This is a genomic window from Streptomyces cyaneofuscatus (assembly GCF_042718795.1).
Lineage (GTDB): Bacteria > Actinomycetota > Actinomycetes > Streptomycetales > Streptomycetaceae > Streptomyces > Streptomyces cyaneofuscatus_A.
In genome coordinates this window covers 145,755-168,045 of sequence record NZ_JBHXOX010000010.1, presented here as the reverse complement: position 1 = coordinate 168,045, position 22,291 = coordinate 145,755, and the positions used below count along the sequence as shown (strand labels likewise).

The 22,291-nt window shown below is 65.1% G+C and carries 19 protein-coding genes; 14 read left to right on the top strand and 5 right to left on the bottom strand.

Annotation, left to right across the window (positions count from 1 at the left end; genetic code table 11):
• Positions 1-13 precede the first annotated feature (13 nt).
• The gene (locus ACFWRT_RS13925; RefSeq protein ID WP_380949133.1) at positions 14-529 is read left to right on the top strand and encodes an NUDIX hydrolase; all 516 of its coding nucleotides are present in this window, start codon (positions 14-16) and stop codon (positions 527-529) included.
• Between the two features lie 4 nt (positions 530-533).
• On the opposite strand, the gene ACFWRT_RS13920 is transcribed toward ACFWRT_RS13925, so the two are convergent.
• A complete protein-coding gene (locus tag ACFWRT_RS13920; RefSeq protein WP_380949134.1) occupies positions 534-1,709 on the bottom strand; it encodes an NAD(P)/FAD-dependent oxidoreductase in 1,176 nt (391 codons plus the stop codon).
• A 27-nt stretch (positions 1,710-1,736) separates the two neighbouring features.
• Between ACFWRT_RS13920 and ACFWRT_RS13915 the strand changes: the two genes are divergently transcribed.
• Positions 1,737-1,955, top strand: coding sequence for a hypothetical protein (locus tag ACFWRT_RS13915; protein WP_380949135.1), 219 nt, complete (start codon positions 1,737-1,739; stop codon positions 1,953-1,955).
• A gap of 148 nt (positions 1,956-2,103) precedes the next feature.
• On the opposite strand, the gene ACFWRT_RS13910 is transcribed toward ACFWRT_RS13915, so the two are convergent.
• Positions 2,104-3,375: an MAB_1171c family putative transporter gene (locus ACFWRT_RS13910; protein WP_380949136.1), complete on the bottom strand. Its 1,272-nt coding sequence runs from the start codon at positions 3,373-3,375 to the stop codon at positions 2,104-2,106.
• Complete coding sequence (locus ACFWRT_RS13905; protein ID WP_380949137.1) at positions 3,368-3,811, bottom strand: hypothetical protein; 444 nt, start codon at positions 3,809-3,811, stop codon at positions 3,368-3,370. The genes ACFWRT_RS13910 and ACFWRT_RS13905 overlap by 8 nt, the downstream gene beginning before the upstream one ends.
• Positions 3,812-4,102: 291 nt before the next feature.
• Between ACFWRT_RS13905 and ACFWRT_RS13900 the strand changes: the two genes are divergently transcribed.
• Complete coding sequence (locus tag ACFWRT_RS13900) at positions 4,103-4,927, top strand: MmyB family transcriptional regulator (protein ID WP_380949138.1); 825 nt, start codon at positions 4,103-4,105, stop codon at positions 4,925-4,927.
• Between the two features lie 27 nt (positions 4,928-4,954).
• Here the strand turns inward: ACFWRT_RS13900 and ACFWRT_RS13895 are convergent, their stop codons facing one another.
• Positions 4,955-5,725 (bottom strand): helix-turn-helix domain-containing protein, encoded by a 771-nt coding sequence (locus ACFWRT_RS13895; protein WP_380949139.1) that lies wholly within the window; start codon positions 5,723-5,725, stop codon positions 4,955-4,957.
• 966 nt (positions 5,726-6,691) lie between these two features.
• On the opposite strand from ACFWRT_RS13895, the gene ACFWRT_RS13890 reads away from it, so the two are divergent.
• Complete coding sequence (locus ACFWRT_RS13890) at positions 6,692-7,201, top strand: hypothetical protein (protein WP_380949140.1); 510 nt, start codon at positions 6,692-6,694, stop codon at positions 7,199-7,201.
• A gap of 569 nt (positions 7,202-7,770) precedes the next feature.
• On the opposite strand, the gene ACFWRT_RS13885 is transcribed toward ACFWRT_RS13890, so the two are convergent.
• Complete coding sequence (locus ACFWRT_RS13885) at positions 7,771-8,241, bottom strand: LysM peptidoglycan-binding domain-containing protein (protein WP_380949141.1); 471 nt, start codon at positions 8,239-8,241, stop codon at positions 7,771-7,773.
• Between the two features lie 270 nt (positions 8,242-8,511).
• Between ACFWRT_RS13885 and ACFWRT_RS13880 the strand changes: the two genes are divergently transcribed.
• The 10 genes from ACFWRT_RS13880 to ACFWRT_RS13835 all read left to right on the top strand — a co-directional run bounded on the left by ACFWRT_RS13880 (position 8,512) and on the right by ACFWRT_RS13835 (position 22,247).
• Positions 8,512-9,408 carry a hypothetical protein gene (locus ACFWRT_RS13880; RefSeq protein WP_380949142.1) on the top strand — a complete coding sequence of 299 codons (897 nt, stop codon included), beginning with the start codon at positions 8,512-8,514 and terminating at the stop codon, positions 9,406-9,408.
• A gap of 119 nt (positions 9,409-9,527) precedes the next feature.
• Positions 9,528-10,574, top strand: a complete 1,047-nt coding sequence (locus tag ACFWRT_RS13875; RefSeq protein WP_380949143.1) for a hypothetical protein — start codon at positions 9,528-9,530, stop codon at positions 10,572-10,574.
• A 301-nt stretch (positions 10,575-10,875) separates the two neighbouring features.
• The gene (locus tag ACFWRT_RS13870; RefSeq protein WP_380949144.1) at positions 10,876-12,117 is read left to right on the top strand and encodes an AAA family ATPase; all 1,242 of its coding nucleotides are present in this window, start codon (positions 10,876-10,878) and stop codon (positions 12,115-12,117) included.
• A 109-nt stretch (positions 12,118-12,226) separates the two neighbouring features.
• Positions 12,227-13,915 carry a vWA domain-containing protein gene (locus ACFWRT_RS13865; protein WP_380949145.1) on the top strand — a complete coding sequence of 563 codons (1,689 nt, stop codon included), beginning with the start codon at positions 12,227-12,229 and terminating at the stop codon, positions 13,913-13,915.
• Positions 13,916-14,086: 171 nt separating this feature from the next.
• Positions 14,087-15,994 (top strand): AAA family ATPase, encoded by a 1,908-nt coding sequence (locus ACFWRT_RS13860; RefSeq protein WP_380949146.1) that lies wholly within the window; start codon positions 14,087-14,089, stop codon positions 15,992-15,994.
• 157 nt (positions 15,995-16,151) lie between these two features.
• A complete protein-coding gene (locus ACFWRT_RS13855) occupies positions 16,152-16,346 on the top strand; it encodes a hypothetical protein (protein WP_380949147.1) in 195 nt (64 codons plus the stop codon).
• 315 nt (positions 16,347-16,661) lie between these two features.
• Positions 16,662-19,457 carry a UvrD-helicase domain-containing protein gene (locus ACFWRT_RS13850; protein WP_380949148.1) on the top strand — a complete coding sequence of 932 codons (2,796 nt, stop codon included), beginning with the start codon at positions 16,662-16,664 and terminating at the stop codon, positions 19,455-19,457.
• Between the two features lie 334 nt (positions 19,458-19,791).
• Positions 19,792-20,181 carry a hypothetical protein gene (locus ACFWRT_RS13845; RefSeq protein ID WP_380949149.1) on the top strand — a complete coding sequence of 130 codons (390 nt, stop codon included), beginning with the start codon at positions 19,792-19,794 and terminating at the stop codon, positions 20,179-20,181.
• Between the two features lie 385 nt (positions 20,182-20,566).
• A complete protein-coding gene (locus ACFWRT_RS13840; protein WP_380949150.1) occupies positions 20,567-20,932 on the top strand; it encodes a hypothetical protein in 366 nt (121 codons plus the stop codon).
• A gap of 232 nt (positions 20,933-21,164) precedes the next feature.
• Positions 21,165-22,247, top strand: a complete 1,083-nt coding sequence (locus ACFWRT_RS13835; RefSeq protein ID WP_380949151.1) for an AAA family ATPase — start codon at positions 21,165-21,167, stop codon at positions 22,245-22,247.
• The last annotated feature ends 44 nt before the right edge of the window (positions 22,248-22,291 follow it).

The window sequence follows — 22,291 nt, the reverse complement described above, 5'->3', positions numbered from 1 at the left end:
CGAAAATAGGGAGATGGAGCTAGTCGAGCACGTGGATGAACAGGATCAAGTTGTCGGCCAGGTGAGCCGCCGTGATGCGGTCCAAGGCCGGCTGCTCTACCGCATGGCGATGGTCCTGGTCCGCGACAAGCAGGGCCGCATACTTGTTCACCGACGCCCCGAGAGCAGCCCGCGTTTCCCCGGCCAGTACAGCTGGCTCGTCGCGGGCGCCGTCGCGGTCGGCGAATCCTACGAAGCAGCAGCGTCCCGGGAACTGGCCGAGGAACTCGGACTACGGGGTACGGTCCGTCCGCTCTTCAAGTTCCTCTGCGAAGGCGAAATGAGCCCCTACTGGTTTTCCGTGTTCGAGAGCGTCGTGGACGGTGAGCACATAGTCGCCGAGCCGGCCGAGGTGGCCTGGCACGGCTGGCTGACGGACGACGAGCTCGAGAAGGCCACGCAGGAGTGGCCCTTCGTCTCTGACAGCCGCGACGCCTACGCCCGGTACCGGGACCTGGGGACATCGGCGTCGCAGCCACGCGCGACCTGAACCCTCAACTGTCCGCCGAGCGGCGTGGGCCCTTCCTGCGGGATGAGACCAGGACCGCCGCTGAGCGCAGGAGCACACCGGGCCCTGCGAGGGCCCGCGGGTGCGCCCGCATGTGCAGGACACGGGTGAAGGTGTCGTTCACGACGGGGTCGATCACGGAGGCGGCGGTGACCATGTCACCGGCCCGCCGGGTCACCCAGTAGCCCCGGGGGTAGGGCCCGGTCACGTGCGGCTGAGCCAGATCGGCCGCGGTCGAGATCTGCCAGGCCGCGTCGACGGCTGAGCTGAGACGCCGAAAATATCCGAGCGCCGGGTCATGGGGAGACGTGGAAGAGCGCAGATGGGCGGAGAGCGAGGACGCAGCGAGCGTCGCGAGCGTCAGGCCTTGGCCGTAGATGGGATTGACCGAGGCGACCGCGTCTCCGGCCACCACCAGTCCACCGGGAAACCTCTTCATCTGCGCGAAGTTCCGCCGTTGGCTCTCCGTGAAGGTGAACGGGGCGACCTCACCCAACATCTCGCAGCGGTCGGCCACTTCGCGCAGGGGAGCCACGCATCGGCGCATCCGGCGCAGGAACTCCTGCGGGTCCCTGCCGGGACGGTAGTCGCCATAGCCGGCCAGGACGACCGACCATCGGTCTCCCTCTACGGCGGTCAGCGCGCCAGGCTCACTCAACCGCTGCTGGTACCCGCTGGCAGGACCGGGAGAACTGTGAGCGATCACGGTGTCGGAGAGCTCCTCCCCTCGACGGAAGAACGCCGTGGCGTAGCCGAGATCAATTCTCAGACGGTCCACAGGGGGCCTTCCCCAGCCGTGCATTTCGAGCCAGGTGCTCAGCCTGCTGGACCGGCCCATCGCATCGACGACGAGGTCAGCACGTATCTCTTCCTCGCACCCTTTGCCGCCCGCACCGCCGGAACGGGCGATGCGCACGCCACTGACCCGGGAGCCCCCCATGAGTAGATCGCGTGCCCGCGCGCTCACTATGCCCACGTTGCCGATGGACAGGACCCGGTCCCGCACATGGCGTTCGATGAAGGGCCGGGTCGCCCCGAGCATGTCGACGTCGGTCGACGGCCTCAGCACACCGTCACTGTAGAACTGCACAGCCGTACCCGTGCCCAAGCGTGCACCGTGTGCGACCAGTTCGTCGGTGATGCCGGGAAGCCAGCGCTCCAACTCCGTGTTCCCCGTCGCCAGAAGAGCATGGAGCTGCTGGTGGTGCGCCTGCCCGGGAAACTCTTGCCCCGCGGGGCCGTGTCCTGGCTCGATGATGATGACCTCGTCGGCGTGATCGCTCAGAACACGCGCGGCAAGAAGACCGGCGAAGCTTCCGCCCAGCACTACAGCTTTCTCCACAGTTCGCTCCCTGCTGTTGTGGCGGGCCTCGTTGATGCGGGCGAGGTCGCCGACGACATGGCGTGAGGGTACGTCGGCCCACTCGTCCGCTCAGTATGAGCCCGAGCAGATAGGAGCGTTGGCACTACGGCCACCGCAGACACGGGGCGCTCGACGACCAGACCCAGGCGGTCGACAGGCTCCGGAATGGCGGGCGGTGCGAGCAGGTGGTGGGCTAGGTGCGAGGCCTTCCTGGACGTGAGCTCGCGGAGCTCTCCTCCAGCGCTGCGGAAACCAGTGGGTGCGACAGGACCGTTGCGACGAGGAGCAGCCGCTCGCGCTCCTCGCCGGCGGGAGTGTCGTCGCCAGGAAGCGCCGCAGGCTCGCCGGGAGGGTGCGTGCCTTCGTCGTAGCCGCCGGGCAGCGTGGACCCGCGGAGCTCTTGAAGGCGTCTCACCGCGTCCCGCAGGGCGGCCGCTGTCGCTGCGGCCTGAAGCTCAGGTGCGGACAGACGCTCCTTCTCTTCCCATGTGTCCTCGGCGGCAAGACTGTAGAGCCGTTCCACGGGAGCCTGAGACACCCACGGTCGCAGAGCTCTGGTGCCGTCAAGAATCTCGATGACACGGCGGTGGAGGTTGAACCCTACGTTCGCTGCAAGACGCCTTCTGCGGGAGGAGTCGCTGCTGTAGGCGAGATCCTCGTCGACGCGGGCCACGACGAGCTCCCACAGTGGCTGGAGCCTCCGGAAGTCCTGACGCTGCCTGAGCCAAACCACCACGGCGGACCCCGAGAGCCCGTAGCACATGACGACGGTGCCGATCACTCCGCAGGTCGATCCGAAGACGCCTACGGTGTCCAGACCGTGGTAGCCCAGCGCCGCGGCCGCGATTGCGGGGGCTCCGCAGACGACGTAGCCGAAGACTCCGAGCATGGCGACCGCGAAAGCCTGCAGGGAATGCTGCAGCTGAGGATCGGAGAGCCTGACGCTCCGGCACTGCCGGAACGTGTTCAGCGTGCCGCTGGAAAGGGTCGCGAGAAAGACGGCCAGGAAGAGCAGGACCATGGTGTCGTCGGCGAAGGAGGTGTTGAAGCGCAGAGGGTCCGCCGGGCCGTCTAGGTCAGCCAGCAGAAAGAATGTGATCATGAGAGTGGCGGCGCCGAGATAGCCGAGAACCCAGTGCGTCACGGTACGTCGCAGGAAGCGTGGCCTCCGGCGACGGCGGGGATCCCAGAGCAGAGTGATGATGTGCACCAAGGAGAAGCAGGTCAGGATACCGAGATAGACTGGCAACGTCGCGAAGCTCGGCTCCCCGGCCCACTCGCCGACTGTGCGGTAACCCACGGGAGCTGCCATGGCGTAAACCAGCGTCGCACACAGCAGCATGGACGCCGTCAGGGCCAGTGGTGCTGTCGGATCACGCCGCAGCGCCATACCCTTCCACAGTGCCAGCACCAATGTGGCCGCCGCAACGAAGAGGTAGACGACGTCGGAGAGGCGCTCAGACACCTGACCGCCGGTGCGCAAGGGCCGACGTGACAAGCCCCGTTTGCTGCTGATCCGTCGTCAGCTGAAGATAGCGATCGAGCATCACGGTTGCAAATGCCTCGGCTCGCCGCTCGTGATCGTCGTGGTAGTGGGAACGCGTCAGAATCTGGACAACCGGTCCGGGGTTCAGTCCAGGGAGGAGCTGCGCTACTACGTCCTCCGTCATGGACTGGTGCGCGCTGTGCTCGGTCGGGTGCGCCTGCCAGAGGTGAAACAGTTCGTGCAGGCTCGAATGACGTTGAGTCAACTCGCTGGCCCCGGCATCGACAACGATGTAGTCGCGGTCGTGCCCCCGAGCGCAGAACGCCGACACCTGTGGGGGGAGAGGGGCCTCGGTCAGCGTGATGGACTTGCCCCGCTTCATCGCTACGTGATCGACCAGAGCCTGCAGCGACATACCGCCGGACAGTCCGATTTCGCGTCTAATAAGCCGTACTGCAGACCGAGTCGCCAGGAATATGGAGATCTGCTCCCGGACTGAGTCCCAGAAGGAGGCGGGCACGCGCCTCTCCGGGGAGTGGTCCGCCTTGGCATGCATCGGGTTGCGGCCTCCTCGTCATCATGAAAACGGACCGCCCGGTCCGCTACAGATCTTCGCTCATCGAGCCTGATCGATCTACGGCATTCTCGTTGCAGCAATTCGCACCCGGCATACTGGGGGACTCAGAGCCGCGCAGAGGGAGCGAAGGTGCCGAGAAGGGGCAGCAAGTCCGCACATCTCATCGCCGCGCTCCTGGAGCCCAAGAGGGCGGCCATCCGGGCGGAAGACCATGGACTTCCTTCGCCGCGCAGTGGAAAGCCCGGTCCGAAGACCGATGGCCTCACGCAGGTCAACATCGACACCCTGACCAATCGGGCAGAACGCACCTACAACCGCTTGGTACACGGTCTGCTTGCCAACCCGAAGGAGGAGTACCTTGCTGCGGTCGCCGAGATCCTGCAGCTGAGCGTCGACGAGTACACCCTGCTGTGCATCTACGCGCTGGGCCACAAGCCCGTCCAGCAGTTGGAACCCGTGATTGACCTGGCGGCTCGTGACTTGTGGCAAGCCGCATGCGACGGTCAGAGGCACATGATGTACGTCACCGACCTCGCCTGGACCCTGCTGGCCCACAATCAACCTTTCGCGGACCTGTTCACCGGTGGCCGGGCGCCGAAGAACACGGCGCGCTGGATGCTGTTGACCCCCGAAGCCCGCATCACCTTGATGGACTGGGAGACCACTTGGGCGCCGGCTGTCTCGGCGCAAGTCCAAGCCGCGCTGGCCGAGCATCCCACTAACGAAGTGCTGCGGCGGCTCGAAGCCGACGTGCGAGCGGATCCTCGGGCCAGCCAGATCTACACAGGTTGCACCGAAGCCTCTATCGCGCCCGACGGTGCCGTGCGCCGGCTGCTTCACCCGAAGCACGGACCAGGCTTAGCCCAGATGGTCGCGGCAAGTCCGTACGCCTCTCCAGGGGCACGAATGATCATTGTGGCCTTCGAGTCCCAGAGTCAGCGCACGACGACATAAGCACGGTTGTAAAGCTCCCACCGGATGTCAACGAGAGGCCTGTGCGCCTCCAGCAGGACCTTCGCGGCCGTCGTCGATCGTAGGGACCAGGCCCAGCACGTCGCGGAGGACCCGCATGACACGGCGCCGGCTTCTCGTGGGCAGTGTAGAGAGCTGCTCGGTCAGCTCACGAACGTCCGCATCCCCTTCCTCGTCGCGTCCGGGCTGCTGGGTGAGAGCGGCGGCAAGGGCGGAACGCAACTCCTTCGCGATCGTGCTGCTCTCATCGGCTGCGGTGCTGCTCCGCATGGCTATCTGGGTGATGCCCTTGCCTCTGAGGAATGCGACATAGGTCAGCTCGTCCCGTACTGGCGTGAGCGCCCTGAGGAGTAGCTGATGCTCGCTGGCAGTGAAGAACCCCGGTGTTACGTTGAAAAATCGCTCAAGTTTGGCGGCCACGAGGAGCTTCGGTGTGCGCTCGCCCTTGAGCATGTAGCCCACCTGGCCGTGCGAGATTCCGGTGCCGGCGGCGATCTCATCCTGGGTGTACTTCTTACCCCCCGGTGCCAAACGCGTATCGCGGAGGAAGCGGAGCCGCTCAACGAAGACCTGCTGCTCGGCTCCGGGGCTCGGCGGCGGCACTGGCCGAGCGCCGTCGAGAAGTTGGACAACTCGGCCCGCCGGGATGCCTGTCTTGCGGGTGAGTCCTTCAAGGTCGATGGCCTCGCGGCCCAGTCCGATGACGGCAAGGAGCTCGTCGATTGCGGCTATGACCTCGGCAAGATCATCTGCGTCTGAAGCCTCAGTGGCGGCATACATGGCCGAGACAGACTCCTGCTCCGTTGACGTTCAACCGTGCCCTGCGATCACAGCTCTCGTCAGACTATCGGGGGCGGACATCCCACGCCAGAGCCCGATCCACGAACGTGGGGATCGCCCTTAGATGGCTTCGAAAATCCCCACGTTTGTTGACAGCTTCTTGGGTGTTCGGCAGTATCGCTACAACAGCTCATTTTCGGGGGAGTCCACTCGGTCGATCTCGGCTGCTGAAGTGCGCCGTCAACCTATGCGCGATCAAAAGTCGGGTTTGCGGCCTCGCTCGATCGCCCCGGCGCCGAAGACCGGTAGTCCATAGCCGAGCGCTGCTGTGCTACTCGAGGGGGAACAAATGCTGAACACCGAAACGTGCATGACTGCATCCGCTGAGTCCCGCTACCTCACACCCTGCCTGAGCTGGCTCGAGCCAGCAGCGACGAAGAGCGCAAATGCTGGCCATTGGCTCGTTTGTCCACATATGGCATCGACCCTGAATGCACATTCGCTCGCGCCCCACCCCGGGGAACGCACCAACCGGCTGCCCTGCCGCGAGACGGGTTGCTGAAGAACGTGGTGCCGCGCCGGGCCAGGCTAGGGCGCCCTGATTCTCGTGACCGACGCTGTGCCGTTCTGGATCCGGGGGTGAGTCGCGATCGAAGGGGTGCTTCGGTAAATGTCTGTCGATGGCCGCGTCAGCATCGCAGTCCCTGCTGAAGGTATACCCGGCGCCTCCGGCAGTCCCTTCAGGGCATGCCGGACCAGCTTGAGACCCTGCTGGTGGCCAGCGCGCCTGGGGCCCGCTGGACGGACGGTGCACGCCGCCATCCAGCGGGCCCGTCTAGCCGAGACCGAGTACAGGAGTGGCCAACTCATTGCCGCGGTGGAGAGTTTGCCTGCACGGCCAGCCGGCGCGAAGGCGACGCAGAGGATTGCAAACCTTCCGGATCTCGCACATGAAGGAGCGCACCGATGACTCACCCCCACCCAGAGGCGTCCGACTCTGACGAGTTTAAAGGCTTCAATGAAGCCCAACGCCTTATGTGGTGCCATGACGCTCGTGCTCGTGTTTACGAGCGGTTCATGCTGACGGACTTCATCGATGACGCGAATGTTGCAGCGGTCCACGTCGACAACACGAGTAGAGCGGACCGTGTGTTCCTCGTGGCATTCGACATGTTCGGCCAGCAGGTCGCAGTTGACACGCTCTACACCGAAGAGCCAAGTCAACACCTGCACATCACGCCCGAGTTCGACCACGACTTCACCGGCATGGACGTTGTGCCGGACTCCCAACTTGACCAGGCCATCTCTCGTGAGAACGGCTGGGTAGTCAACCTGAAGGAACTGCGCGAGTACGATCCCCTGGCCGACCGCCGGGCTACTCAGCGCGCGCTGTTTCTGGCGCATCTTCAGGACATGATGAAGAACGGCGATGTCCGCTCGTTCCTCTTTGGTCGGGATGACACTGATACGGCGTGAGGGCCCACGACGTGGTACCTCGGACGACCCCGCCAGCAGCCTAGCCGACGGGGTCCTATGGCTTTTTGACGCTGCTACGGTGCCGCGATTTCGCAATAGGGGGAGGGGATCAGCACAGCTGATCCGGGTGTCGAATTCAGGGCGAGTGCTTGTGGGGAGGCATACCGTGGACCGGCTCATGCCGGTCCCGGGTGGCGCCTCGCGGGGAGCCCTGAGAGGTCGCGCAGTGCATCTTCGGCACCGTCGGCTTCCATGAGTGGAATCCATGAGCAAGCCACTGAGCAGGGACGAGCTGGCGGTCAACCTGCTAGTCGTGCACGCTCGAATGCCCGTAGGGCTGGGCTCCGGTGGCATCCGGTCCCTGAACGACGAGGTCTAGAGCCTGCGCCGGGTGCTGCTATCTGGACTTCCCCAGGAACTGAACCAGCCGCGCACGTGACTGGTGGACCCGGCGGCCCGCGGGGAAGTAGAGTCCTCCGCCCCGGGAAGACGACGATGCCCTGACTGCCTCATGGCGATCAGGGCATCGAATCAGGCTCGGTGCGCGGCAGTACCGTCCTGCCGGGTCGTCACACCGGTGGGATGAGCAGCGAAGCTCTTGCGTAGATGAGATCCGGATTCTGGATCTTGTTCGTCTCGACCAGGATGCCGATCGGCACCCCCGTCGCCCCCGAGATCTCGATGAGCGTATCGCCTGACTTGATGGTGTACGGCATCGGCTTCGGCGCCGACTTCGCCTCGGTCGGTGTACCCGATTCGCTGTGCTTGTCCTCGTCGCCGCGACCGTGCGCCGGCTGTTGCCTGGCCCCGTTCTTGTCCTGGTTCCTCGCGCCACCCACGTTCGGCTGCTGGGTGCTGCCACCTCCGGCGTTCTTCTCGCCGGGACTCCCGGGCGCTTCGACCCGGGCGTGATTGCCCTGCAGCGCTTGGATGAAGCCGCCATCGGACGTCACGAGCTGCGTCAGGCCCCACCCGGCGAAGAGCGCCGCTCCACCCACCATGACGCTGGTGGCGATGACGGGTCCGTTGCCGAAGCCCATCGGGCCGGCATTTCTCGGGGCCGGGGCTCTCGTCTGCGCCGACGGCTTCCTCGCCCTCCCCGCAGGCCTCTGAATCGTAGCGGTCATCCCGGCTCCAACTCCTCTACGAATAGCGCGCACGACCATTCACGTCCGACATCAACATTCTACTCATAGTCCAATCGAAATTGATAGGATAAGAGATTGGATGGCAGTCCGAATCCCGACCGATAGGGCCCAATGGTCCCCTGATCCGCCGACCGCCAGACCGAACGAAGGAACCGCACCACCATGAACCACTCCATCTCCGCCAGCAAGATCACCGAGGGCAAGAACGTCTTCATCCGCGGGAAGCTCGGCTTCGCCATACTGGCCCGCCTCATCGAGGGCGCAGAGCTCGTCACCAGCGACCAGCGCAAGACGAAGAACGGCATGAGCCCCATCGGCAAGCCGCACACCACCGCGACGATCACCCACGCCGAGGTCCAGTTCGCCGACCCGAACAGCCCCACCCTCGAGGAGCAGTTCGTCTCCGAGCGCCGCTACGACTCCCCGAAGAACCCCGATACCGGACCGAACTACTCCATCGACTCCAAGGGCAGCACCCTGCCGGTCATCGCGATCCCGTCTCCGAAGGGCGACGGCACCTACGACCAGGACGAGTCCGGCCTGGAGCTTGCGCAGGGCCTCGACGTCACGCTCGTGTTGCGCACCTACAAGCCGAAGGACTTCACCAACCGTGGCCTGGCCCTCGAACAGGTCATCGTTCACGAGCCGCCGCGCTACTACAAGGCCGGCGGCGTTGACCAAGCCGAGCTGGCTGCGCGTGGAATCGTACTCAACGGCACGCCGCGCCCCGTTCAGGCCGCTCCTGCCCATGCTGCCGTCCCGGTGGCGACGGAGATCGAGGACGGCCTGTCCTTCCCGGCCCCGCAGCCGACGTCCGCACCTGTGAACGTGGCCGCGCAGGCTCCGGTTCAGACCGCCCCGGCGACCGTCGCTGTTGCTCCAGCTCCTGTCACCGCTCCGGCTCCGGCCCAGGAGACCCTGGAGCAGAAGCTCGCGCGCCTTGAGGCCGAGAACGCCTCCCTCAGGGACGCGGGTTCGGCCGTGGGCTCGCCCGTGGCCACCGGCCCTTGGAACGGCTCCGGCCCGGCCCAGGAGGCGGGGATCACCTACCAGGGCTGATCCACGCTGACCATCGATGAGACCCCCGTACGCGCATCAGTGCAGTGCGGGGGTCCTGTCCGTCTCTTCCCTTCCTGGATTCTCTGATCGAAAGCGTGCAGCCCACGATGACGCCAGCGATGACTCCAGCCGAAGCCCACGCCTGGTTCCCGCAGTTCTACGGCAACCCCGCGATCGGCACTCTTGCCGGTGCCTGTCGGTGGACCATCTCCGGACAGATCGGGGAAGAGACCCTCGGCGATCCCACCAAGCAGCCGACGCGCAAGGTCCCGATCGACGTACGGCACCTGCTCGACGGCTGCACGTCCAGCTGTAAACACGCCGGCCCGCTACGTGGAGCCTTCGCCCTGGACGCGACCTGCCTGCTCACCCTCGACGAACTCACCGCGGCGATGCCGAACGCCGCGAATACCGCCTTTTACCTCCAAGCTCAGACTGACGGGCTGTTCGTCCTCGACATCGAGGCCGACTGCCCGCAAGAGGTGGCCACAGATCTGCTGCGGTTGCCGGGCATCCTCTACTCGGAACTGTCGATGTCCGGGCACGGCTTCCATCTCCTCATGCCGCTGCCGGAGAACTTCCACGACTTCCCCGCAGCAGCCGGCAAGCGTGTCCTGCGTGAAGAACACGGATGGTACGAGCTGCTCCTGGACCACTGGTCTACCTTCACCCGCCAGCCGGTGCCCGACCGCATCATCGCTCACGTCGACGCAGCGACTACCGCTCCAGCCTTCGCCTCCATCGAAGACCTCTACGCGCAGCTGGCCGTGAACGCCAGCGAGGGCTCCGGTGCTTCAGCATCGGCTGTCGACACCGCCGAGGACATGCCCGACATCCCGTATTCGCAGACCATTCTCGAGCAGACCCTGGCCGGTGCACGTCATCAGCTCCGGGATCCCGGGGATTTCAACCACGACATGTCCCGCTGGGAGTTCTCGGTTCTCGCCTCACTCCATGGCTGGCTGCGGACACAACTCCGCGCATACAGCGCCCTCGGCGTCGCGTACTCGACGAGCGACACCGTGTGGCTGCTCTACACGGCGGCGCTCGACGTCATCCCCGAGCGTCCCAAGCACAGCGAGCGGCGCAACGGCCGGCCCTTCCTTCTCGATCGAGCGGCTGCACTCGTGGCCGACCGCGAGGCCCGTTCCGCGTCGACCGACTAACGCTCGTGTCTGTTCCTGCTGCTGCCTCCGGCAGCAGGTGGGGCGGGTGACCGTTGCTGCGGCGAGGCCGGGCGTAGATGGAGGCAGCGCCGGATCGCGCGGAGCGCGAACGGGTGGCGGTGTGCAGCAGGGTTCCATCGCCACAGATGGCGGGTCTCACATGGGCTCGGACGGCCCGGCCCGCGCCACAGAGCCGACCACGGCCTAGGCAGCTTCGGCGGCGCCGAGAGCAGCAGCGCCGTTCTCCGACGTCTCTTTTCTATCTCTCTCTTCTTGTCCCACGCACAGAAAAGACATCGACATGAAGTTCGACATCACTCTGAAGACCCTCATCAAGCAGGCCCTTGAGGTCGGCGCGACGCCCGCTCTCATGGGCGAACCCGGCATTGGCAAGTCCAGTTTCGTCGAGGACCTGGCCTACTCCATGGGCACTCAGGCCTTCACGCTGCCGTGCAACCAGCTTGCCGACAAGGCCGACCTCACTGGCGCGCGCCTGGTGCCGTACACCAAGGACGACGGCACGCAGAGCTACAAGCAGGTCTTCTACCCGCACCAGGTGATCCAGGAGTGCATCGACTACGCCGAGAAGAACCCGCGCGAGTGGCCGATCCTCTTCCTCGACGAGGTCAACAGGACCACCTCCGACGTTACCTCCGGTGCGCTCACCCTGGTCACGCTGCGCCGCATGGGGCACGTCGAGCTGCCCACGAACGTCCGCATCGTCGTGGCCGGAAACGACCGGGGCAACGTCACCTCGCTCGACGAGGCAAGCCTGTCCCGCTTCGCGATCTTCCACGTCGAGCCCGACGCCGCCACCCTCATGTCCGTCCTCGGCGACAACATCAACCCCTGGGTGAAGACGGTGCTCACGCAATACCCCGGGCTCGTCTTCCAGAAGTCGACGCCCGAGGCCATCGTCGCCGACGGCCAGGATGACGACGACAACGGCAACGTCACCATGGCCGAGCTGTTCGACGGTGGCGAGGAGATGAACCAGCTGACCACGCCGCGCACCATCGACAACCTGTCGAAGTGGCTCAACGCGGCCGACCCGCAGCAGCTGGCCCAGTACCTGGCGACCCCGATCCAGATCGGTGGCCGCGAGACCTCGCTGCTGAACGAGACCATCGAGGCCTACGTCGGAGACACCACGTTCACCACCCAGCTCGTGGCCACCATCGCCCAGGACCTGGCGAACAACGCCGGCGGCGTGCAGCACAACCGGGTGAACGTTCCGAAGCCGAACTGCTACCAGAGCCTGAAGTCCGCAGCGACCGTAACCGACCTGACCACGGTCATCACGGCGCTGACCGGCAACGAGAAGTCCGGGTCGCTGCTGTACGCGCTCAAGGAGGGCGAGGACAACACGCGCCTCATCGGACAGCTGGCTCAGGCCATGACCCAGATCGAGCCGGAGCACACCCGCACGCTCATCGAGATGGTGACCAGCCAGCAGATCGACCGCACGAACCTGGAGGCGTTCATGGACGTCGACGCTCCGATCGTCAACCAGGCCAAGCCGATCCTCTCGGCCTTCCTCTGATCACGCGCTCACCGGTGGTGGAAGTGCTGCGGGCTGCCGTCCTTGCTGCAACTCTCCACCACCGGCGGGGCTCTGCCGCCGCCTTGTCCTCAGAAGGAGACCACAACCCATGGCGATCACCGTCACGAACCAGAAGCCGGCCGTACTCGACGCACTGCACACCATCTCGTGCACCGGTGATTACGACCCGATGCCGGCGATCCAGCAGACCCTCGTCGACCCGCTGCTGCAACCGTTGAACTCCAATGCCCCGGCGAGCATCACCGACGCTCAGGGCGCTGATCTGACGGGGCATATTTCGGATCTGATCCTGAGCTGCCTCGGCGACACGCTGAACACGGCCAGCGAGCAGACGGTCAAGGAGCTGCTCGGGCAGACTTTGATCAACTTCGACCAGGGCACACGGCTGCCGGTCGCCGAGCTTTTCGCCGTCCAGGCCGCGCAGCAGAACAAGATGCCCGCGCCCTCCCCGCGGGTGCTCTACACCGCACAGGCTGACGTCCTCCCGACCGCGAAGGCTCTGCTGGCGGGGTCCGGCGAGGCGAGCGCCTTCTTCGCCTCGGTCGCCTACGCCTTCCACCCCGACACCCTCGGGTTCTGGTTCCAGTCCTCCGCGGCCTTCGACGGCTTCAAGACCTGGCTGTCCCAGCAGACGCAGACGATGGCCAGCGCGCTGCCGCCGGCCACCACCAAGCTGCTCAACGACTTCACGGCCCTGTCCTTGAAGGGGCTCACGGAATCGCTCCTGGTGCGCAAGGACGACTCCGACGCCAACGATGAGCACTCCTTCGCGCGGGTGCTCGTGCACATGCACATGAACTACGTCGAGCAGCAGCAGCGGGCCCGGGCCAGCCAGCAGAACACCGCCATGGACGCCGGCGTCCTGCCGTTCACGATCGGGGAGCTGTTCTGCCCACGCTCCCTCGTCCTGGTCAACGTCGAGGCCCACGCCCGGGCCACCCCGGCAAAGATCACGGGGGAGTGGAACCTCATCAACCAGTCGCTGGCTTCGCCGGTGAAGGTCGTCTCGAACACGTCGCTGTCCAAGCTCACGTCTCTGCCACGGGCTGCCGCCCGGGCCGCCGCTCTGGGCGCCTCGCAGCAACCGGGCCAGCCCGGAAGCCGTAGCGCCCAGGTGGCGTTCCGCAAGCAGCCGCCGAGCAAGCTCGACCTGTTCAGCGACATCACCCGCGTACTGCGCCGGATGGGCAAGGTCGCCAAGTCGCACAATATCTTCCGCACGACGACGGCGACTTTCCTCAAGGCCAACCGCCGGAACCCGGACGACTTCAACAAGCCCGGCCGGATCACCTCGGTGCAGTACATGCCCGACCTGCACATCTACATCGACACCTCCGGTTCGATCTCTGAGGAGAACTACCAGGAGGCGGTCATGATGCTCATCCGGATCGCCAAGAAGCTCAACGTCAACCTGTACTTCAACTCGTTCAGCCACTTCCTGTCCCAGGAGGTGATGCTGCGCACGGAGAACAAGTCGGCGGCTCAGATCTGGAAGGAGTTCCGCAGGATCCCGAAGGTGTCGGGTGGAACCGAGTACACGCAGATCTGGCAGTACATCAACGCCAGCCGGGCGCGCCGACGCAGGCTCTCGCTCATGGTCACCGACTTCGACTGGCTGCCGCCGTCCAAGCGCCAGGACCACCCGAAGAACCTGTACTACGCGCCGTGCTCCGCCGGGGACTGGTCGTCCATGGTGGACCTGGCCAAGCGCTACGCCGACTCGATGAAGCACATCGACCCGAGTATCCGGCAGAGGCTCCTCGGCATGGTCGTCTGACCTGCGCTCTCCAAGAACCACCAAGAGCGGTGTCGGTCAACTTGCATGGCTTGCAACCCTTTTTACGACCCCGGATTTCCCTCTCACCCATCCAATTTCCTGCTCGGGACACCGTGGCGCATCCACCGAGCGCGCCACCACGCCGAGCGACCCGCACCGAAGGAGGACCCGGTGGGTCTCAGCAACTTCACACCCGGCGGCTCCGACGACGACAAGGGCAGCGGTGGTGGCGGCAGCTTCCCTCCGCAGCTCCCGTCCGCGGGGCTGACGTCCAGCGGTGGCAGCGCCGATGACGTCAAGGAGCTCCTCGTCGACTACAACGAGAAGTTCAAGAACGCCGATCCGACCATGTTCCGCGACACGCTCATCGGGCAGGTCCTCTCGGTCGTCATCAGCAAGACCAAGCCCAATGCTCTGCTGGTCGGTTCCGCCGGCGTCGGCAAGACGAAGATCGTCGAGGACATCGCACGGCGCATCGCGCTCGGCGACGCCCTTATTCCCGACCAGCTCAGGGACTACACGATCTACGAGCTGCCCATCACCAACATCATCGCCGGGACCGGCATCGTCGGCTCGTTGGAGGAGAAGGTCAAGGCGATCGTCGAGTTCGCCTCGGACCCCAAGAACAAGGCCATCCTGTTCATGGACGAGATCCACCAGATCACCGGCGGATCCGGCAGCCACGGCGACGCCGCCGGCCGCAAGGTCTCGCAGATCCTCAAGCCGGCCCTGGCCCGCGGCGATATGTCCGTCATCGGTGCGACCACCAGCACCGAGTCCCGGGCCTTCGACGAAGATCCGGCCTTCGCCCGTCGCTTCACCCGGCTCATCGTCGACGAACTGAGCATGAAGCAGACCCTGGCCGTGATGGCCACGGTCCGGCCCGGCCTGTTGGCGCACTACCGTCACCAGATCGGGGTCTCCAACGACGTCCTCGCCTCGGTGGTGCAGATCGCCGAAGCGAACTCCCGGGCCGGCCAGCACCGGCCGGACAACGCCATCACGCTGCTCGACCGGGCGATGGCCGATCGGGTCCTGGAGCAGAAGAAGCTCATCGTCCAAGCCGAGAACGCCGGCGACACGACACTCGCGCAGCACTTGCGGTCCATCCCGCAGGTGCCGCTGACGAACACCCGTGTGCTCGATGTGGCCAAGCGCCTGATGACCGGTAACGCCCAGCGCCAGGATCTCGACGTCACTGCGTTGAGCGCCACGCTCACCAGCTGCCTGCTGGGCCAGGACGACGTGCTCGCCAAGCTCACGGACCATCTGGCCCGCGAAGAGCTCGATCTGTTCCCGACGAAGACGCCCGTCGTGTGGCTTTTCGCCGGGGCGTCGGGTGTGGGTAAAACCGAGGCGGCCAAGATCATCGCTGAGGAGATGACCGGCACCGAGCCGATCATCCTCAACATGACGGAATACCACAGCGCGTGGTCGACGTCGAAGATCATCGGCGCGCCTCCCGGGTATGTGGGATCGGACTCCAACCAGGAACTCCCGTTCGACACCCTGGAGTCCAACCCCCACCGGGTGATCCTGCTCGACGAGTTCGAGAAGGCCGACAAGGCCGTGCAGCGCCTCTTCCTCTCGGCCTTCGACGAAGGCTACATCCGCAACGCCCATGGCAAGATGCTGGACTTCTCCAAGGCCTTGGTCATCTGCACGACCAACGCCGCCCGTGATTCACTCGACGGCAAGATGATCGGCTTCGGCAACAACCCGAAGACCGTCTCGAACCAGAGCCTCAACAAGGCACTGGAGCACTTCTTCGATGCCGAGCTGCTGGGCCGGCTCTCGCTCGTCGTGGGGTTCAACCCTATCGACCGGGCGACCTATCGGCAGATCATGGCCGCAGACTACGAGCGTCAGCGTGAACGTATCGCCGTGGCCAAGCCGCGGCTGGCCCAGGTGCTGCCCGCTGCGATGCCCGACGACGAACTGCGCGCCATCGAGGAGACCACCTTTGTGGATTCCCAGGGTGCGCGGCCGGCGCGCAAGGCTGTGCGCGCGTGGATCGAGGACTCCCTACTCGCGGCCCAGACCGGTGGTACAGCTTCGGCATCCCCGTCGGACGACTGAGTAGCCGTCCACATCGCTCCGAGAGCTCCTGTTCCAGATGTTCCTGAACAGGAGCTCTCGGTCTCCCTCACCTACACGCCCTCATTGCTCAGAAAGGGGGACAGCCGTGCCCGCCAAGCTTCCCGAACCTCAGCTCCGCGAGCATCGAGCGCGAGCCATGAAGCTCTCCACCGCAGCTCGGGCGAACCTCACGACCCATGCCCGCAGCACCGGTGAACTACGCGAACTGGGCCTCATGCTCGGCCTGATCGAGGTCGATCGCGCAGGATCCCTCGTCACGGCCAGTCCCTGGGACCTCGATGTCGACGGCGCTGCTGCCGATGGTCCCGACCGGCGCTCGGACTCGAAGTGAGATGAGCTGCCACTGATGAACCACCGCACGCCTGGGTAGCGCGCGGTGTCCGGGGCGTGGCTTCGCGCCACATGCCCCGGACTCGGGGGCCTAACGGCCCCTGACGGGTGGGTTGAGAGGAACAAGGGCGGGGCTCCTGTCAGCCGACGAGCTCCGCCCTTGTTCGTACCGGCGCCCATGGCCCAGCCCTGTGCTGCGTTTGTCGCTCGCCGTCGATCCTTTGACCGGCTATCCACGTCTTGTCGGTATTGCTGCGCGAGATGACTCGCATTTTTTCTCAATCCTCCTCTCGATACACCGAAGAAGGGCAACGACATGCCTGTCCTGCTTGATGACCTCGACCTCTCGGCCCATGCCGTTGCTCAGAAGACCGTCGACCCGAAATTCTTCTCCTCGAAGCTCACCGGGAACGGCAAGAAGATGGGCCTGCTCAACGAATCCTTGCTGCCGGTGAACACTTCCACTAACACCGCCTATGCGATGGCTACCGATACCGAGGTCAAGCAGAGCTCGACGCAGCACGACATCACCACGACATCGATCCCGCTCGCACCGATCACGCGCCGCGCTCTGAACGCCGGCGGGCCCTTCACTCTGCCGAGTCCGCACGCCGACGACCGCTTTGCTGTCGACACCTCGCCCGGCAGATTCGGTGCCTGGGACGTCGCCTTCGACATGACGCCGCAGGCGCTGGTTCTCTACGAGGACAAGTCCGGTGGCAAGTCCACGCGTGACCTCGTCCTTCAGTACCGGATGGAGCTGTACTTCTTCAACAACGGGCTCCCCGAGCCCGAGCGCGCGACGCTCTCGAGCTCGATCGGCTACGGCAACCACGACGCCGCCCTCTTCCTGCAGTGGGACACCAGCCCGCTGGAGAACGCTCGCGACTACGTCCAGGGCGTGCTCACTTCCGCCGGCCTGACGGCCTCCAACCTCGACGATGAGTTCGACGAGTGGATGCGCCAGTACTCGATCTACGAGCGCATCACACGCCTGGCCCATATCTGGGACTCCGAGGCGATCGCCGACGAGGTCTGCCAGTACATCCGGGACATGCCCGCAGGCCCGACGGAACAGCAGCTGAACATGCTCGCCGTCCAGCTGCGCTACCTGGAGAACTACAACGTCCCGCTGGAGGCATACCGCCAGATCCACAAGCAGATCGATGCGGCCTTCTCCGGCCAGGTCGCCACGACGCTGTCGAAGCAGAACCTCAGTCTGCTGATGAACCACACGCTCGACCACCTGGAGCAGATGAAGCCTCAGCTGGTCGTACCCGCGCGGCCGGCCACGCCTGCGAGTCTGCCGCCTCACCTGTCCCATCAGCAGCTCGACGCTGTCACCACGCACGAACCGCTGGTGATGACGCAGGCGGGAGCCGGCACCGGCAAGTCGACCGTGATCCTCGAACGGATCAAGTACCTCGAAGCCTGCGGCGTCCCCGCCTCGGACATCACGGTGCTTTCGTTCACCAACGCCGCTGCCGACAACATCACGGAGAAGAACCCGGACGTCGGCTCGATGACGATCGCCAAGATGATCATCGACATCTACTCGATGAACCACCCGCGGCACAAGGTCTCGGCGATCGACACCATCATCAACTCGATCGACATCTTCTACCCGAACAGTCAATTCGCGGCAACGTTCCGCCACCGCCTGCTGGAGGTCGACCAGAACAGGACCGGTGCTTTCACGGCGCTGAACACTTTCGTCGAGAGCCATTTCGACGAGGTGATCTCCCTGCTCGACCGCATCGAGCAGACGTCGCTGGAACTGCAGATCATCATCTGCTATCAGAAGATCGACGACATGGCTGAGCCGACCCACGTGCAGTCGAAGTACCTCATTATCGACGAGGTCCAGGACAACAGCGTGTTCGAGTTCATCTACCTGCTGAAGTACATCTCCAAGCACGGTGAGTCCCTGTTCATCGTCGGCGATGCTTCCCAGACGCTGTACGAGTTCCGCTCGGCGAACCCCCGCGCGCTCAACACTCTGGAGGGTTCAGGGGTCTTCGCGACCTTCAAGCTCACGACGAACTACCGGAGCAACCAGGAGATCCTGGACTTCGCGAACGTCGCGCTCGGCGGGCTGGAGACCAACCAGTTCGCCAACATCCAACTGCAGGCGAACTCGCTCGCACTGCCGACGGCTGACTCGTTCCAGAAGAAGGTCATCCTGGAGTACCGGGAGGTTGCCAGACTCACCGGGTTCGTCACTCAGGACCTGCAGGCGATCGTGCGCAACACCGTCGTCCCCGATTACGTGGACAAGTGCCTGGTCCGCGGCGAGCAGGTGGCCTTCCTGGCCCACTCGCGCCGCGAGGTGTCCCTGATCCAGGATGCGCTCGAAGTGCACTACCCGAGCTGCCACGTCGCCTCTCTGGTCAGCGATCGTGTCTACGCCACAGACATCTTCTCGAAGTACATCAAGCTCTTCTGGAACGACGTCCTGCAGGCGCCGCCGACCAACGCCGCGTTCGTGGTTTCCCAGGGGATCAAGGACAACATGGACAAGCTGACGAAGAACGCTGCCAACACCAACGTCGAGAGGGCGATCCTGCGCACGATCTCCGAGTGGTGGATCGAGAACAGCGCGACCATCAACGGCTGGATCACGCTCTGCCATCAGGGCACGCTCACGCAGGAGACGTTCTTCGATCGGCTGCGAGACAACCTGCTCTCCTTCGAAATTCACCGGAACCAGCAGAAGCTGAACATCAACAAGCAGAAGAACCAGGAGCGCAAGCGAAAGAACCTCGAGTCCAAGGCCGACCTGGTCGTTTCGACGATCCACGGCGCCAAGGGCCTCGAATTCGACAACACCGTCGTCCTCTACAGGGAGGACCCGAAGATGGGCCAAGACGCCAAGCGGATGTTCTACGTCGCTTTCACCCGTGCCATGAACAGCCAGTACGTCCTCGGCTACGGCACCGTGAGGAACCCTCCGATCCAGAGCAGTTACGAGCAGATCGTGACGGCTCTGACCGAGCGCGACAAGAAGAACGCCGCTCGCGCCCTCGGCATCGATCCGGATCTCCTGGACGACAACGACAGTTCTGCTCCCGGCAGCACCGACGACCCCTCCGCGGTCACCGCGGCCGTCTGAACAACCGCCGCCACCCCCATGCTGCGGGGGCGAGTGTCTCGCTCGTCGAGAACACCCGCCCCCGCGGACTTCGACACTTCGCACCGCTGAACGACGCAGCCCGAAGGAGCACGCCGTGAACGCGTTCGTCACACAGGGCGAATCCGACAAGCCCGCCCCCGGCCTTCACACCACCTACGACCTGATCATCTGCCACCAGGACCGGATCGTGTTCCACGACCACTACGAGTCGCCGCGGCGAAGCGCCCCTGCAGCACACCACCCTGACCGCCCCTTGTTATGGAGAGGAAGCAGGACATGAAGCAGTCGCCCGACAGCCCGTGCGTGCGCGCCTGTGTCGTTCACGCCCTCACTGCGTGCGGAGCGGTACGACGAGCTGGTCAAGTACGACGACGCGGGGGCGGTCAAGTCGCCGCAGCGGACGTACGAGAAGGTGTGGCAGGGGCAGTGCGGCCCGGACTTCATCATCGAGGACGGCGAGGGCAACTACCGCGTCCGGCCCGTCCGCCTGCGTATTCGCTGGTTCCAGGACGGTGCTGCCGCGCCCCGTTGGAACAGCATCGAGGTGACGGGTCACGTGATCCTCCCCGACGAGAGACTGGACCGCCGCCCCGTCCGCGAGATATGGACCCACCACCATGCCGAGCTGGGCCAGGTACCCGACTGGTTCCTCCAGTTCGTTAGCGCCAACCCCGCGGCGCCGCAGACCGTCCCGGAGAGGTGACGCACAACCCGCCCCTGCCGCGATCGCCCGCCACGTGTGCGCCGAGCTTGGCGGCCGGCCCGGTTCCAGCCTGGCGCCGGCTGGGCCGTCTCGTGGCTGCCCAGCTCATCCCCGGCAACCCCCGCCACGCTTGCATACCCTGCCCCTGCGCAACCACAACGACCTGCTCAGCGTCCTGCTGGACATTTCCCCCACGGCCTGCTCACGCCCGAGGCGTGCGGCTTCACCGAAGCCGACAACCGTGAGGTCATCGACCTTCACCAGCACCACCCCGGCCCGCTCTGGGACCACTCACCATCCGCGGTCCTGCCGACTGCTCGCCGCCGAGTCCTGCCGGGTTCGACCCGCACCGACCGGCAGGCGCCACCACACTGGGAGGTCCCGAATGGAACTGCTGCAGCTTGGCGCCCCCGCCGACCCGGGCTTCCGCCTGGACCTCGACGGCACCGCCTGCTTCCTCCATGAGGGCTACACCGTCGCGCTCCAAGTGCGCCGTGCCACCTCCGAGGACACCCGGTCCTACTACGAGCTGCTGGAGAGCGACTGTCACGACGTCCTTCTCACCGGCACGGTGACGCTGGAAGGCATCGATGCTGGCACGGCCTGCGCCGTCGCGAATGAGCGCGACGGCTACAGCATGAGGCAGGCACTGGAGGAGGTCCTGCGCGACGCCGTCGACGACGTTCGCCGTACTGCCGTCCGCCTGAGCGTCCGAGTGGAGCAGATTGACCGCACGCACAGCATGAAGTAGCCGAGACAGCTTCACCAGGCGTGCATAGAACCGAAGTTGCTCCCGACGAGCGGCACCTGGCCGCGCTCGTCACAACGCTCCTGATGTCGACAACCGTCACCTTCATCAAGCCCGCGCTCAATGAGAACGAGGGCGTCAACCGGCCAGACGGGGGCGTACTTCCGATCCGCTGAGTGTCGCTGCCCCGTTGCACATCGCCACCCACTTACGCCTGCGAAAGCGAGAAATCATCATGCCCGCATCCACGATCGTCGCCTCCGGCGGGAGGTTCCGCCTCTACGGGGACTCCGTACAGACCTTCACCGATCTTCCTGTGGCCACGTACACCATCGCTTTCTCCCAGACGTCCGGCCACAGCCTGCGTCAGACGGAGCCGCTGGCACCTGCCGAAGAGGCCGTCTACGGCAGCCACGCCTCGCGCGTGGACCGGATCGTCACCGGTTACGCGGCCATGGGCAGGTCGCTCGGTGTCATCCTCTCCGGCGACAAGGGCATGGGCAAGAGCCTCATGCTCCGCCTGCTCGCCGAGCGGATGCGCGACGAGCGCCAGCTGCCCACCGTGCTCGTGCAGCACGACACGCCGGGGCTGGCCGCCTTCCTCGACGAACTGGGCGAGGCTGTCATCGTCTTCGACGAGTTCGAGAAGATCTTCTCCAACGAGGACGACGAGTCGCAGAACCAGTTCCTGAGCCTGTTCGACGGGCTGAGCACGACGAAGCGCCTCTACGTCCTGTCGGTCAACGAGCTGCACCGGGTCAACAACTACATGCTCAACCGCCCCGGCCGCTTCCACTACCACATGCGCTTCACCTACCCCGAGCCCGGCACGGTCGCCACCTACCTGCACGACCAGGTACCCGGAGTGACCGAGAAGCAGGTGGTCGAGATCGTCGACTTCTCCCGGAAGTACGACATCAACTTCGACCACCTGCGGGCGATCGCCTTCGAGCTGCGCCGGGGCGAGCTGTTCGCTGAGGTGATCGGTGACCTGAACATCAAGCGCAGCGGGCCCGCCGGCTCGCGGATCGAGGCCAGTATCACCTGGAAGAGCGGCGACACCGACGTCCTTGATGACTATGTCGATCTGTTCGACGGCGACAGCCTGCAGACCATCAACGACTGGGACACCGGTACCGGGCTGCGGTTCCGTATGCGCGACGCCGTCCCGTCCCAAGACGGTTACCTGCTCCCGGATGGCGCCTTCACGCTTACCGACCTCCGTGACCAGGAGGACAAGCTGGGCGACGACAAGAGGGACCTGAGCGCCGATTCGGTGATCCTGCGTCGCCCTCCGAAGTACTCCATCGACTTCTGAGGACGCCCCCGCCGAGCCGCCGAGGAGCTACTGCGGCCTCCTCG